We start from the raw sequence: 14,666 nt of genomic DNA on the forward strand, positions 1-14,666 counted from the left end.
TGCCCGCGGTGATGGCCCGGCATGATGGAGCCGCCGTAGAGGAAGACGCTCGGCAGATCGGCGCGAATGGCGGCCATCATCATGCCCGGCATGTTCTTGTCGCAGCCCCCCATCACGACGAGCCCGTCGAGCCGCTCGGCGAAGGCCACGAGCTCCACCGAGTCGGCGATCACCTCGCGGGAGATGAGCGATCCCTTCATGCCCTCCGTCCCCATCGAGATCCCGTCGCTCACGGTGATGGTGCCGAACTCGATCGGCGTGCCGCCCGCCGCGTCAAGGCCCTCCCGCGCCGCGTCGGCGATGCGATCCAAGTGCACGTTGCAGGGGGTCACGTCCGCCGCCGGGTTGGCGATGCCGACGAGCGGCTGGGCGAGGTCCTCGTCGTCGTAGCCCATCGCCCGAAACATCGCCCGGGCCGGGGCGCGCCCGAGGCCCTCAGTGACGTCTTGGCTTTGGATTTTGTCGGAGTGGCCGTTTTTAGAGGTAGAAGGCATTTCTGGACGGGGGCGGTGGGGATTTAAGTGGATCTATTGCGTATTTCGTATTGCGTATCTCGTGGAGCGGGCGAGACAGCCTCTGAAAAGATACGAAATACGCACCACGCAATACGCTATGAATGGCGTCCGGCGCTGTCAGCAGTTCGCAAATTCGTTCAGATACGGCACCGCATCCGCGGTCTGCTCCACCTCATCCATGTAGCTCTTCATCAGAGCCGTCGTGTCCCAGATGCCCTGCAGGAGCGCCTCGCGCTGGGCGTCGCTGATGGTCACGTCGACCGTCTCGTCGCCGACGGTGACCGTCTCGGTCTCGACGTCGATGGTGAGTTCGAGCGCCGGGTCGGCCGTCACCTGCTCCATGATCCATTCGACGGTGTTGTGGTCGGCGGTGGCGGTGGGGAGGCCGAGGGCCTGGCAGTTGCCGGCGAAGATTTCGGCGAAGGACTCGCCGATGAGGCCGTCGATGCCCCAGCGCATGAGGGCCTGCGGGGCGTGCTCGCGGGAGGAGCCGCAGCCGAAGTTCTCGTTCACCACCAGGATATTGGCGTTCGGGTAGCGGTTGAACGGGTGGTTGTTCAGGCTGCCGTCGTCGTCGCGGCGCACGTCGTAGAAGGCGTACTCGCCCATGTTGTCGAACGTCACCTCCTTGAGGAAGCGGGCGGGGACGATCTGGTCGGTGTCGATGTCGTTTCCCCGGACAGGGACGCCCGGTCCCTGAACCTGGGAGACAACTTTGTCTTTTGTGGCACTCATGATGAGGTTCGTGATGCGTGAAACGTGAATCGTAAGGCCGCCTTTCCCTGAGCGATGAATTTTTCTGACTGGCAGGATCAAGTCCCTCCGTCAATCCGGGAGGATACCCTTTGGGATGTAGAAGCCTATCGGCTGGGTCTGTTTGCATCCGACGTATGCTGGCAGGACACCCGTACACTCCACGAGGAGTCGCAGATGTATTCGCTTGCGGATCAACTTTATCGGGCGGTTGGGTCGATCAGTTCGAACATCGCGGAGGGTTACTCACGCGGGACGGGAAAAGACCGTGCCCGCTTCTACGAATATGCTCTCGGATCAGCACGAGAGAGTCGAGACTGGTATTACAAAAGTCGGTTTGTCATCGGCGAGGACGTCGTTGCTCATCGTCTTGACTTTATGACGCAGATCATTCGGCTTCTTCTCGTGATGGTGCCCGATCAGCGAGGCGGAGAAATTCGGGAGCCGGACCCGCAGTATCGTGCTTCTGGGTACAGTGAGAAGGAGCTTCCTGAAGAGATTCCTCTTGCCTCGTAGTGCGCCGTTAGCAGCGTAAAAACGTAATACGTGATTGGGGAGATCGCATTCTCATGCCTCACGTTATCACGCCTCACGTTTCACGCATCAATCGCCGAACGTCGGTAACCTCTCCTTTTACGGCAGCGGCTACAACCATTGCAGGACTCATCAACACCGTTCGCCCATCCTTGCTGCCCTGGCGGCCGATGAAGTTGCGGTTTGAGGAGGAGGCGCAGAGCTCGCGGCCCTGCAGCTGGTCCTCGTTCATGCCGAGGCACATCGAGCAGCCGGCGCCGCGCCAGTCGAAGCCGGCGTTCCGGAAGATCTCCGCCAGGCCCTCGTCCTCGGCCTGCTTCTTGACGCCCTGCGAGCCGGGGACGACCATCGCCCGCACGTCGTCGGCCACCGGGCGCCCGAGGCGCTCCAGGAGCGACGCCGCCTCGCGGAGGTCGGTGATGCGGGCGTTCGTGCAGGAGCCGAGGAATGCGACATCTACGTTCACCCCCTCCATCGTGCGGCCCGGACGTAGATCCATGTGGTCGAGCGCCTTTTCGGCCGTGGCCCGGTCGCCGGAGTCCATCCGGTCGGGATCGGGAATCGGCTCCGAGATGCCGATTGCCTGGCCCGGCGTGATGCCCCATGTTACCATCGGCTCGATGGCCGAGCCGTCGAAGGTCACTTTGTCATCGTACGTCGCGCCGGGGTCGGACTGAATCTGCTGCCAGCAGTCGATCGCCCGCTCCCAGGCCGCGCCGCTCGGGGCGTGGGGCCGCCCCTTCATGTACTCAAACGTCGCAAGGTCGGGATTCACGTAGCCGGCGCGGGCGCCCCCCTCCACACTCATGTTACAGATCGACATCCGGCCCTCCATGCTGAGCGCTTCAATGGCCGGGCCGCCGTACTCGTAGACGTACCCGATGCCGCCCTCCACGCCCAGCTCGCCGATGATCTTGAGAATGATGTCCTTCGCGTAGACGCCCTCGCCCAGCGAGCCGTTCACCTGAATCCGTCGCACGTCCTGCTTCTCCATCGCGATGCACTGCGTCGCCAGCACGTCGCGGATCTGGCTCGTCCCGATGCCGAACCCCAGGTTGCCGAAGGCCCCGTGCGTGCTCGTGTGCGAGTCGCCGCAGACGATGGTCATGCCGGGCTGGGTGAGGCCCTGCTCCGGCCCCACGACGTGCACGATGCCCTGCGCGCCGGAGGTGGGGTCGAAGAACGTGATGTCGTACTCCGCGGTGTTCTCCTCCAGCACCTGCAGCATCGTCTCGGCCTGGTCGTCGCGGAAGGGGCGCTCCAGGTCGGCGGTGGGGATGATATGGTCCGTCGTGGCGTACGTCCGGTCCGGAAACGCCACCGACAGGTCGCGCTCCTCCAGCATGCCGAACGCCTGCGGGCTGGTCACCTCGTGGATCAGGTGCAGCCCCACGAACAATTGCGTCTCGCCGGTGGGAAGCTCGCGGACGGTGTGTTGGTTCCAGACGTTGTCGTAGAGGGTGCCGGTGGACATGGAGGGAGTCGTATTTGAAAGGAGGAAGCTACGAGGGGCGGCGTGCTGATGAAGCGTATTTCGTATTGCGTATTCCGTAAGGGCTGCCCCGATCGTAGGCTTCGATACGCAATACGCACTACGCAATACTCACTCCCCGTACGCAGTCATAATGCCGTTCCGCACGAACTCGACAGATTCGGCGTTGGTGCGGGCGGCGGCGAGGCGGTTCAGCGCGTTAACGTAAGCGTCGGCCGAGGCGCGCACGACATCGGTGTCTCGGGCATGGCCCACAAACTCGTTTTCGCCGTACCGCACGTGCACCTCGACCTCTCCCTGCGCGTCGGCCCCCTCGCTGATGGCCTGGAGGGCGAAGTCGACCAGGGTGTGGGGCTCGTCCACCGCATGATCGATTGCCCGGTAGACCGCCTCAACCGGTCCCTCGCCCGTGGCCTCCTCTTCGCGCACTGAGCCGTCGTCGCGGCGGAGGCGCACCGAAACCTGTGGCTCCTCGTCCGTGGTGATCTGTACGGAGAGGTGATGGAGGCGGTAGGCCGGCGTACCGCCGTTGGTTGCGGCGCCGTTGTCGGCGAGGCCCTTCGCCGACGCCACCGCGTCGGAACCGAAGGTCTCCATCATCTGCTCCAGGTCCTCCTCGAAGACCTCCTTCTTGCGGTCGGCCAGGTCAAGGAAGCGCTGGTAAATCTCGTCGCGGTGGGCGTCGGGCACCTCGTAGCCCAGGGCGTCCAGCCGGTTGAAAAGGCCGTGGCGGCCGGAGTGGCGGCCCAGTCGGATCTGCTCGGCGTCCTGCCCTACGTCCGCGGCGGACATGATTTCGTAGGTCGTCCGCTCCTTGAGCACGCCGTGCTGGTGGATGCCGGCCTCGTGGCTGAAGGCGTTGCTGCCCACGATGGCCTTGTTCGGCTGCACCGGGAAGCCGGTCGCCGCGGACACGAGCTGGCTGGTGGGCGTCAGATGCTTGGTATTTACGGCCGTCTCCACGTCGAACTGATCCGCGCGGACCGTGAGCGCCATCACGATTTCCTCCAGGGCGGCGTTGCCGGCCCGCTCGCCGATGCCGTTGATCGTGCACTCCACCTGACGGGCCCCGGCCCGCACGCCGGCCAGCGTGTTTGCCGTCGCGAGGCCGAGGTCGTCGTGGCAGTGGGTGGAGAGGGTGATCGCGTCCGGATTTGGCAGGCAGTCGACCACCGACCCCAGAAGCTCGGCGTACTCCGAGGGGGTGCAGTAGCCGGTCGTATCGGGGATGTTGATCGTCGTCGCCCCGGCCTCGGCCGCCGCCTGAACGATCTCGCAGAGAAACGCCCGGTCGGTGCGCCCGGCGTCCTCGGCGCTGAATTCGACGTTGTCGGTGTAGGTGAGGGCCTGCTTGATGGCGCGGACGGCGCGCTGGATGATGGCCTCCCGCTTCTCCGCCATCGTGTCGCCGAGGGCGTCGAACTTCGCCCCGATGTGCACGTCGCTCGTGGCGATGAAGGTGTGGAGGCGCGTGTCGGTCCCGTCCGCCAGGGCCTCGCCGGCAGCGTCGATGTCGTCCGCCGTCGTGCGGGCGAGGGCGCAGGTGACGGGGCCGTCCACCTCCGTGGCGATGCGCGTGACGGCCTCGGTCTGGGCGGGCGACGAGATGGGGAAGCCCGCCTCGATCACGTCCACGTTCAGGTCCGCCAGCTTCCGGGCGATGCGGACCTTCTCGGGGATGGTCATGGACGCGCCGGGCGCCTGCTCGCCGTCGCGCAGGGTGGTGTCGAAAATCGTGATGGGGTCGCTCATCGGAGTGGTTGGGGGCTGAATGCAGGTCGTCGGAAGGAAAAAGAGGTCGGAGGGGCGTCCTGACCGCGGCAAGGAAGCAACGTGAGGCTGCGCCCAGACGCCGCGTTGGTTCTCACGTCCGGACGCTCGATAAGGCGCAGGCTGACCCGTCCTCGGAGACGGCGGGTCTCCGGGAAGGGTGCGTCAAGGGGAAGAGGGTACTTCATGGCACAGGGGCCTGGTCTGGTGTTCGGAACTGTAACCGAACTTCTGTTCTTCTGCTCTGGAGCAGGTTCGAAGGTCTTCCTTTTTATCCTGGGTGTAGTGTCCATTTTGGCTTGACCCAAAATGGACGAAAAGGTCAAGGCTGTGAAGAAGTCGGCTGAGCTCCCTCGACCTCCACAGCCCAGGGACTACTTCTTCCCTTCGGTCAGGGCGCTGAAATTCGGCGAACTCACGCTCTTCCTTTCAGTCAGCGTGCTCAAACATGCCGAATTTCGATCGTTTCGGTTTCGGGATCGCCGAGACGCCGATTTCTTCAAGGCCATTTGGAATCTGATTCAGAAGATGGAGGTTGTTTCGAGCCTTCGAGTACCTGTCATGAGAGGGAAGCCGAGGCATTCTGGTGGGTGTGGTCGGCGGCGCGGGTGGCGACCTCTCGACCGAAGGTAGACGTGGATACAGGCTCCTCATCGGGCGTCGCGAGGTCGGCAGTGCGGAGTCCAGCGTCGAGGGCCGCGTCGACCCCGTGCCGGACCGCGTCGGCGGCCTCGGGTTCTCCGACTTCATCGAGCAGGAGCGCGGCACTGAGGATGGTGCCGATGGGATTGGCAACGTCCTGGCCGGCAATGTCGGGCGCGCTGCCGTGGACCGGCTCGAAGAGGCCCACCGTGCCCCCGACGCTGGCGGACGGGAGGAGGCCCAGCGAGCCGGGCAGGGCCGCGGCGAGGTCCGACAGGATGTCGCCGAAGAGGTTGCCAGTGAGGAGCACGTCGAACTGTTTTGGGTCGCGGACGACCTGCATCGCGGCGTTGTCGACGTAGAGATGACGGAGGTCCACGTCGGGGTAGTGGTCGTCGCACACTCGCGTCACGACCTCCCGCCACAGCTCCGAGACCGCCAGCACGTTGGCCTTGTCGACGGACGTCACGTGCCCGTCGCGCCGCTGTGCGCGCTGGAAGGCGACGTGGGCGATGCGTTCGATTTCGTCTTCGGAGTAGACCATCGTGCTGCGGGCACCGTCGTCGGCCCGGCCCTCGGGGATGCCGAAGTAGATGCCGCCGGTCAGCTCGCGGACGAACAGAATGTCGGTGCCGCCCACGCGGTTGGGGCGCAGGGGCGAGGCGTCGGCCAGCGCCTCCGGCACAATGACGGGGCGCAGGTTGGCGTAGACACCGAGGGCCTCGCGGAGAGCCAGAAGGCCGCTCTCGGGGCGGCGGTCGCTGGTCGCGTCGTCCCACGCCGGTCCGCCGACCGCGCCCAGCAGAACGGCGTCGCTTTCGAGGCAGGCCGTTCGGGTCGCATCCGGGAACGGCACGCCAGCCGCGTCAAGCGCCGCCCCGCCCATGGGGTGCTCCTCGGCGGTGAAGGCAAACCCGTGGGCCGACGCCACTGCGTCGAGCACGCGCAGCGCCTCTCGCGTCACTTCGGGGCCGATGCCGTCTCCGGGGAGCCAAGCAAACTCGTACGTGTTCGTGTCTTCCATTCCGGGCCGGAGTGATTTGGGGAGAGTGTTTCGCGTCGGAAATTCAGCGGGCGGCCGCCGGATCTAGGGGCGCTAAACGAGACGGCCCTTCTGCCCGCTTACACGCCGCCAGTACACGTCGAGCAAAAGTCAGGCCGAGTCCGTCCCAGGGTCAGCGGCAACTTCGCCATCGTCCGACGACGATTCGCCCTCCAGCCACGGCATCATGCCACGGAGCGTCTTGCCCACCTGCTCGATCGGGTGCTCTGTCAAGGCCTCGCGTTCGTTCTGAAGCCGCGGCGCGCCCCGTTCGTACTCTTCAATCCACTCATCGGCAAACGTGCCGGACTGAATTTCGTCCAGGATGTCCGTCATCTCCTCGCGCACCCGCTCGTCGATGACGCGGGGGCCGCGCGTATGGTTGCCGTACTCGGCCGTGTCGCTTACCGACTCGTTCATGAATTTAAGGCCGCCCTCGTAGTAGAGGTCGACGATCAGCTTCAATTCGTGCAGGCACTCGAAGTAGGCCAGCTCCTCGGGGTAGCCGGCGTCGACCAGCGTTTCGAAGCCGGCCTGGATGAGGGCCTGCGAGCCGCCGCAGAGCACGGCCTGCTCGCCGAAGAGGTCGGTTTCGGTCTCGTCCTTGAAGGTGGTCTCGATCACGCCCGCGTGCGTGCCCCCGATGGCGTCGGCGTAGCTAAGGGCCAGGTCCATCGCGTCGCCAGAGGCGTCCTGGTCGACCGCCGCGAGGCACGGCACGCCGCTCCCGTCCGCATAGGTGCGGCGGACGAGGTGGCCGGGCGACTTGGGCGCCACCATGAACACGTCCGCCTCCGTGGGCGGCTGGATCCGGCCGTAGTGAATGTTGAAGCCGTGGCCGAAGCCGAGGGCCGTACCGGGCGTCATGTGCGCCTCGATTTTTTCCTCGTATACGTCCTTCTGGTGCTGGTCCGGGATGAGGAGCATCACCACATCGCCCCAGGCGGCGGCCTCGTCGACCTTCATCACGGGGAGGCCCTGGTCTTCGGCCTTCGAGCGAGAAGACGACCCGGGGCGCAGGCCCACGGCCACGTCGACCCCGCTGTCGTGCAGGTTGAGCGCGTGAGCGTGGCCCTGGCTGCCGTAGCCGATGACGGCGACCTGTGTGTCGCGGATGAGAGACGGATCGGCGTCGTAGTGTACGTCCATCTGTTCAGTAGGAGGTAAGGGGGAAGAGGGAAAAGGCAAGGGGGAGAATGATCGCGGGTCAGGTCTCGGCGGAGCCATTTTCGGGTTGGGCAGCGTCGGTGGAGGCGAGGGGATTGGGGGCCTCGTACTCGAGCGCGCGGTGCATGGCGACCTGTCCGCTCCGCGCCACCGCCTCGATCCCGTGTTCCTCCATCATGCCGACAAAGGCCGTGATCTTCTTCGTGGGGCCAGTCACCTCTAAAATCATGGTTTCCGGCGTCACATTGACCACGCGCCCCCGGAAGATGTCCTTGATGTCGAGGATTTCCGGACGCGTCTCGGAGGTGTACTGCACCTTCAGCAGGCAGAGCTCGCGCTCCACGTGCTCCGCGTCGGTCAGGTCCGTGACGTCGTAGGTGTTCACGAGGTTGTCGAGTTGGCGCGTGATCTGGGCCACGATGCGGTCGTTGCCCACCGTGACGAGCGTGAGGCGGGCGACAGACGGCTCGTCGGTCTCGCCCACGGCGACGCTCTCCAGGTTGAAGCCGCGGGCCGAGAACAGATTCGTGACGCGGTTGAGCGCGCCGATCGTATTTTCGAGCGTCACGGCGATGATGTGCCGGTGCTCCTGCTCGGTCTCGGCCTCCTCTTCGGGCAGGATCGGCTCGCCGAACTTGCGTTTGCGGCGGATCTGTTGGCGAGTCAGCGTTTCTTCGGACATGGGGAGCCTAAATTGTGCGAGGGAGGTAGTGCTGAGCAGAGTGCCAAGGTGGGGCAGAATATTGCGTATTGCGTGTCGCGTATCTCAGGGTTTGATCGACGAAATACGCAACACGAAATACGCAATAGACGCATCACTTCTCCGCCATCTTCTCCTTGTTGAACATTTCCGTGAGCATGTCGTCGCTGGCGGCGCCGGCGGGGACCATGGGGAAGACCATCTCCTCCTTTGGCACCTGAAATTCCATCACCACGGGTCGGTCGTCGATCGTCCACGCCTCGTCGATCACGTCGCCCACCTCGTCGGGCGAACGGGCGCGCAGGCCGACGCAATGGTGCGCCTCCGCGAGCTTCACGAAGTCGGGATTCGTGGGCTTGAGGTCCGTGTGGCTGAAGCGGTCCTCGTGGAAGAGGGACTGCCACTGCCGCACCATGCCGAGGTAGTTGTTGTTGAGCACGGCGATCTTGAGGGGCAGCCCGTGGCGGGCCGCCACGCTCAGTTCCTGCGCGTTCATCACGAACCCGCCGTCCCCGCTCACGCAGACGACGTCCAGGTCGCGCCCCTCGCGCATGCCGAACGCCGCGCCCATCGCCGCGGGGAGGCCGAAGCCCATGGTGCCGAGGCCGCCGGAGCTGATGTGCGAGCGGGTTTGCCCGAACTTGTAGTACTGGCAGACCCACATCTGATGCTGCCCCACGTCCGTCACCATCACCGCGTCGCCCTGCGTCTTCTCGTAGAGCGCCTCCACCACGGACTCCGGGGCGATCTCGTCGTCCTCGGACCCTTCGTACTCGTACGGCGGACACTCGTCCCGCCACGCGTCAATCTGTGCGAGCCAGTCGTCGGTGTCTTTCGGCTCCACCTTTGGGAGGAGCTGCTCCAGGACCTCCTGCGCGTCGCCGATCAAGGCGCAGTCGGCGTACACGTTTTTGGAGACGCACGACGGGTCGATGTCGATGTGGATGATCTGGGCGTTGGGTGCCCATTCGTCCACGTCGCCCGTCACGCGGTCGTCGAACCGCGCGCCGCAGGCGATGATGAGGTCCGCGTTCTGCACGGCCATGTTGGTGTGGTAAAAGCCGTGCATGCCGAGCCACCCAAGGGCCAAGTCGTCGGTCTCCGGGAAGGCACCCAGCCCGTGGAGGGTGGTGGTCACCGGAATGTTGGCCGTACGGGCGAGCTTCGTGAGGGCCTCCGGGGCGTCGGCATTGATCGTCCCGCCTCCGGAGTAAAGGAGTGGCTTTTCGGCCTCCTCGATCATCTGCGCGGCGCGGTCCACCTGCGATGGGGCCGCAGCCCCCGGCACCGAGTAGCCATCCAGGCCCGGCTCCTCCGGGTACACGAACGGCGCCTCACTCATCTGCACGTCCTTCGGAAGGTCGACGACGACCGGGCCGGGCCGTCCGGTACGGGCGATGTGGTAGGCCTGCTTGACCGTTGAGGCCAACTCGTTCACGTCCCGCACCAGGAAGTTGTGCTTCGTGATGCTGCGGGTGACGCCCGTCGTGTCGGTCTCCTGGAAGCTGTCGTTCCCAATCAGGTGGGTGGGCACCTGGCCGGTGAAGACGACGATGGGCACCGAGTCGAGATAGGCGTCCGCGATGCCGGTGACGGTATTGGTGGCCCCGGGGCCGCTGGTCACGAGCACGGTGCCCACGCGGCCGGTGGCCTTCGCGTAGCCCTCGGCGGCGTGCGTGCCGCCCTGTTCGTGGCGGACGAGCACGTGGTCGTACGACGGCTGGAGGCGCTCCATCGCGTCGTAGATTTTGATGACCGCCCCGCCGGGATGGCCGAAGATGCGGTCCACTCCCTCTTCCTCGAGGGCACGGACAAAAATCTCAGATCCCTTGAGGACGGGGGCGTCGGGGGCGCCGTTTGTCGCCGGTGTCGCGGAGTCGGGAGACTGTAGGGTGTCGGTGGGCATCGGTGCTGGTCGGCCAAGTGTGTGGGAACGCGGTGTGGAGCAACGAGGACGGTGCGGAACAGACGGGCACGTTCACGGCCCGGACCGAGGCCGTACCTCCCCGTGAAAGGAAGGGCCGGCCTACACGAATCCCGTGGGACACAAGGGGGGACACGATGACGGTCGAAGAAGCGTCGGGCATCGGGGAGTGTGCGAGGGGCCAACCCCCTCGGCGTCGCACGATGCCTGGTGTCATCGTTTAGAAGGGATTGGCCGTCGGTTGTCAGTCCGCAAGAATCGCAATAAGAACAAGGACGAGCGCCGAAATCCGAAGTCCATCCGGCACCCGTCTCGTCACGACCATCCCTTCAAATGTGCTTGAACGACCCGTCAGAACCCGGCCGTTCCGAACCGGAGACCGGTTCAGGCCGAGTGCCACACTGGTGGGCAGAACAGGAAACGTCATGATGACAGATGGGTCGTCCGTTGAAGGCTGCCCCCAACTAGGAGGACGCGGGGCTCCCTGTCAAGGGCTGCGTAGAAAATCAAGAGGGGGGCACAAAGACGGAAGATGCTCTGATGAGAAGCGCTTCCGAAAGAAAGAAAATCAAGCAGAGATGAACTGGAGGCGAACGTTTTTCGCAGAGTCCCCAGCGGTTCCCAAAAATTTGCCCCGAAAAGATGGAAGGAAAATTTAAATTCATGGTATGATCATATACGGGGGCCTGAAGAGGAGCGGCAGGGGGGAAGTCGCTGGTGTCCGACGGGACGACGGGTATGCTACTACGCCCCGACCCGACTTCGAAGGTTGCGCAGGAGGGCTTGGACCTCGCGCTCGTTGTAGCGCTGGACAAGCGACCGGGCCAACGGCCGAATCAGGGACGGGCCGGGGATTTGATACGTTGCCGCGTAGGTGAATCGGCACCCCTCTTCGTTGATGGGCGCAAAGTACCATCGAAGGGTCCCCTGCAACCCGCCTGTCATGCTCCACACGATGCGCTCTTCGGGCACGTAGTCGGTCGCGCGGACCTCGCCGGAGAATGACAGTCCGAGGATTCGGTAGGTGTAGCGGGCCCGAGCTCCTCCGTTGGGCAGTCGTTCGAGAAGGGTGGACTCCTGCAGGCTCGGCGTGATTGTGGCCTGGCGGGCGGGCGCATCCATAAAATCAAACACCCGGCCCACCGGGACGTCGAGATCGATGTGCTCGCGGACAGTGACCATGCTCGGTGGAGGGGGCTATTCCCTCAACAGATTTGCAGGAGATCGAGACGAGTCTTTGCAGGTGGGGCACCATTCTCCTGGCGCGCGTGCCGTGGTGTTGCGCGTGCCATGGGGAGACGGCGGGGCCCCGTGCGCAAGGGGGTCCAGATGCAGACGGACGTGTGTCGTCTCAGATCGGACCTCGGTGGAAGGCCGGCCTTTTCTATTTATCGGCGAAACCGGATGTCCTGCACGCGACGTCCGATGGAGACGACAAAGCCGAGCGTGAGCACAATAATGCCGGCCCAGAGGACACTGATGAGCGGCTTCGTGTAGGCCTGCACCACCACCCAGTCGTCGGGCATTACGTCGACCCCCTCTACGGCGAAGGTCGCCTCGCCATTGTTTGCGTCCATCTCGGTAAAGCTCATCCGGAGGTCCCAGTCCGAGATCCGGTTTTCGATGTACTGCTGTGAGTTGTCGTTCATCACGAGGTAGATGGGCATGAGCGACCGGGTCTCCTGAGTACTGAGGTTCGTGACCCGGAGGCGCGCCCCAACGGCCATCTGCGCGTCACTCGGCACGCGTGGATCCGAGGCGGTCGTCTGCATCGCCCCGTCCGGCCCCTTCAAGACCTCGAATCCGTGGAAGGCCACCGCGTACTCGCGGTCGCCAAGGGTGGTCGAGTCGTTCTCCGCCAGTTGAAATTCCCCGCCGGGCGGTCCGTCTTCCTCCGCGACGCCCGTGGCCTCCTTGGGCGTCACGGCGACGAAGAGGTCCTTCTCCAAGAACGCCTTCACGTCCGGGTGCTTGAACCACTGGTCGTTGCTGCCCTGGTAGGCCACCGGCGCGAACGTGTGCGTGCGTCCCTGCGGGTCGCGCACGTCGAGGAGGTACTGGCCGCGGCCCCGGTCGGTCGTCGTCTTGTCTTCGTAGGTGACCTGGTACCCGTTCACGATGCGGGTCTGGCCCTTTGCCACCACAAAGTTCTCGCGCGGCATCTGGTCCTCGTTCGCAGTCGTCGGCTCGCCGATGCGGGGCAGGGCCTGATCGAAGCCGTTGGACGCGATGATGCCCAGAATGATGAGGGCAAAGCCGACGTGTGAGAGCGCCCCGCCGGCCATGCGGGGGTTGCCCCGAAGGATGCGCCACAGCACGGCGCCGTTGCCGAACAGCGAGAAGAAGCCCACGAAGAGCAGGAGCAGCATCTGCAGGGCCTGTCCGTACGCCGCCCAGAAGTCCGCCAGGCTTCCCGTGAGGCTGGCGGAGGCGGTCTGGGGGGCGCCCCCGGTGCCGGCCGGAACGACGAGGGCCTGCTCCGCGAACGGGGTCAGAATCAGCACAGCGATGGTGCTCGCCGTGGCCAGGGCGAGCGGCTTCAGCAGAACGCGGTTCACCGTTGCCACGTCCATCTTCTTCCACCAAAAGAGCTGGCCGAGGCCGGCGAGGAAGACGAAGCCGAGCGCCAGGGGAAGGGTCCACTGGTTGTAAAAGGACTGGGGCACGGCCGACGGATTGTCGCGGAAGATCTGGCCGAAGATGGGGGCGCTGGTGCCGAGGATGATGACGGCGGCCGTGGCGGTGAGCAGCAGCGCCCCACAAAGGATCATGAACTCTCGCGAGAGGAAGCGCGGCTCCTCCTCGGGCACGGGCAGTTCGCCGTACCGGTACGCAAACAGGCCCCCGCCGAGGGTGCCCAGCACGACGATCCAGAGCAGCAGCTGGTTGTAGAGGCCGAGGCTCACGAACGAGTGCACCGACACGTCTCCCAGAATGCCGCTCCGCGTGAGGAACGTGGAATAGATGACAAACAGGTACGCGGCGATGGAGAGGAGGAGGGAGGCCTTCTGGCTCGATCCGCTCTTCTTCTGCACCAGCATTGTGTGGAAGGCGGCCACGCCCAGCAGCCAGGGCACGAGCGACGAATTTTCGACGGGGTCCCAGGCCCAGTATCCGCCAAATGAGAGCGTGACGTAGGCCCAGTACCCGCCCATGGCGATGGCCACGCCCAGCGCCATGACAGCGAAGAGCGTCCACGGCAGGGCCGGGCGCACCCACTGCGTGTAGCGCTTCTTCCAGAGGGCCGCGAGGGCAAAGGAAAAAGGAACCACCATCGCCGAGAAGCCCAGGAAGAGGACCGGCGGGTGGATCGTCATCCAGGGATTCTGGAGCAGGTCATTGAGCCCCTGCCCGTCCGCCGGCACGAAGCCAGGGTTTTGCTGGAAGATGGGCGCGTCGGCAAACTTTTCCGGGAGTGTCATGAACGGCGAGGAGCCGATCTCGACCGGGCCGAACTGAAGGCCCACGATCATCGACAGCAAAAACATCTGGCACAGGCCCACGATGGCCATCACCGGGGTTTCGTACTCTCGCTGGACATAACCAATGAGGAGCCCTCCCACGACGCACATCATGAGGACCCAGAAGAGAAACGAGCCCTCCTGCCCCGCCCAGAACGTGGAAAAGAGGTAGTGCCCCGGGAGGTCGTTGGACGACTGCTGGTAGACGTAGGCGTACTGGTACTGGTGCGTGAGAAGCATGTACCAGAGCACCCCAGACGCAGCCCCCACCGCCGTGCTCATGGCGCCCCAGGCCCAGCGGCCCGCCTGCTTCCACGTGCGCGCTGCGCGCAGGTCTTCTTCGTCGGTCCGGGCGGCCCAGAAGAAGGCAACGGCCGACACGCCGCACGCTGCGAACGCGCTCAGAAGAAGAAACTCGCCGATCGTGCCAAGCATGAAGACGCGCAAATAAACTGGGCGAGAACGCGGAGTCTCTTGAAAATGCGGAGGTGGGCTCGGTTCCGTCCCACACCGCGTTTGAGGGAGCGCTTCAAATTAGTACGCGAACGTTTCAACGAACGAGCGTGGCAGGAAGGCGGAACGGCCCGTTGCGTCGACCCTGGAGCATTCGGGCCCGGAGGGGGCCACTCGTGACGAGGAACCTTGGATCCGTCACTGCTTTCCGAT

11 protein-coding genes are annotated in these 14,666 nt (G+C 64.7%); 1 reads left to right on the forward strand and 10 read right to left on the reverse strand.

Annotation, left to right across the window (positions count from 1 at the left end; all coding sequences use genetic code 11):
* Both V5A20_RS01840 and leuD read right to left on the reverse strand, forming a co-directional pair.
* On the reverse strand, window positions 1-494 hold a 494-nt coding region (locus V5A20_RS01840; RefSeq protein WP_332326603.1), incomplete at its 3' end, for a dihydroxy-acid dehydratase domain-containing protein.
* A 138-nt stretch (window positions 495-632) separates the two neighbouring features.
* The gene (gene leuD / locus V5A20_RS01845; protein ID WP_332326604.1) at window positions 633-1,250 is read right to left on the reverse strand and encodes a 3-isopropylmalate dehydratase small subunit; all 618 of its coding nucleotides are present in this window, start codon (window positions 1,248-1,250) and stop codon (window positions 633-635) included.
* A gap of 54 nt (window positions 1,251-1,304) precedes the next feature.
* Between leuD and V5A20_RS01850 the strand changes: the two genes are divergently transcribed.
* Window positions 1,305-1,784 carry a four helix bundle protein gene (locus tag V5A20_RS01850; protein WP_332314873.1) on the forward strand — a complete coding sequence of 160 codons (480 nt, stop codon included), beginning with the start codon at window positions 1,305-1,307 and terminating at the stop codon, window positions 1,782-1,784.
* Between the two features lie 73 nt (window positions 1,785-1,857).
* Here V5A20_RS01850 and leuC read toward each other — a convergent pair whose 3' ends face one another.
* The 8 genes from leuC to V5A20_RS01890 all read right to left on the reverse strand — a co-directional run bounded on the left by leuC (window position 1,858) and on the right by V5A20_RS01890 (window position 14,435).
* Window positions 1,858-3,276: a 3-isopropylmalate dehydratase large subunit gene (gene leuC, locus V5A20_RS01855; protein ID WP_332314872.1), complete on the reverse strand. Its 1,419-nt coding sequence runs from the start codon at window positions 3,274-3,276 to the stop codon at window positions 1,858-1,860.
* 129 nt (window positions 3,277-3,405) lie between these two features.
* Window positions 3,406-5,046, reverse strand: a complete 1,641-nt coding sequence (locus V5A20_RS01860) for a 2-isopropylmalate synthase (protein WP_332326605.1) — start codon at window positions 5,044-5,046, stop codon at window positions 3,406-3,408.
* Window positions 5,047-5,623: 577 nt separating this feature from the next.
* Window positions 5,624-6,730 carry a 3-isopropylmalate dehydrogenase gene (gene leuB / locus V5A20_RS01865; RefSeq protein ID WP_332326606.1) on the reverse strand — a complete coding sequence of 369 codons (1,107 nt, stop codon included), beginning with the start codon at window positions 6,728-6,730 and terminating at the stop codon, window positions 5,624-5,626.
* A 129-nt stretch (window positions 6,731-6,859) separates the two neighbouring features.
* Complete coding sequence (gene ilvC / locus V5A20_RS01870; RefSeq protein ID WP_332314869.1) at window positions 6,860-7,897, reverse strand: ketol-acid reductoisomerase; 1,038 nt, start codon at window positions 7,895-7,897, stop codon at window positions 6,860-6,862.
* Between the two features lie 58 nt (window positions 7,898-7,955).
* The gene (gene ilvN, locus V5A20_RS01875; protein ID WP_332314868.1) at window positions 7,956-8,597 is read right to left on the reverse strand and encodes an acetolactate synthase small subunit; all 642 of its coding nucleotides are present in this window, start codon (window positions 8,595-8,597) and stop codon (window positions 7,956-7,958) included.
* Window positions 8,598-8,730: 133 nt separating this feature from the next.
* On the reverse strand, window positions 8,731-10,521 hold the full coding sequence (gene ilvB / locus V5A20_RS01880) for a biosynthetic-type acetolactate synthase large subunit (protein WP_332326607.1): 1,791 nt from the start codon (window positions 10,519-10,521) through the stop codon (window positions 8,731-8,733).
* Between the two features lie 762 nt (window positions 10,522-11,283).
* Window positions 11,284-11,721: an SRPBCC family protein gene (locus V5A20_RS01885; RefSeq protein ID WP_332314866.1), complete on the reverse strand. Its 438-nt coding sequence runs from the start codon at window positions 11,719-11,721 to the stop codon at window positions 11,284-11,286.
* A gap of 206 nt (window positions 11,722-11,927) precedes the next feature.
* On the reverse strand, window positions 11,928-14,435 hold the full coding sequence (locus tag V5A20_RS01890; RefSeq protein WP_332314865.1) for a heme lyase CcmF/NrfE family subunit: 2,508 nt from the start codon (window positions 14,433-14,435) through the stop codon (window positions 11,928-11,930).
* Between the last annotated feature and the right edge of the window lie 231 nt (window positions 14,436-14,666).

It is taken from the genome of Salinibacter sp. (genome assembly GCF_036626415.1).
Lineage (GTDB): Bacteria > Bacteroidota > Rhodothermia > Rhodothermales > Salinibacteraceae > Salinibacter.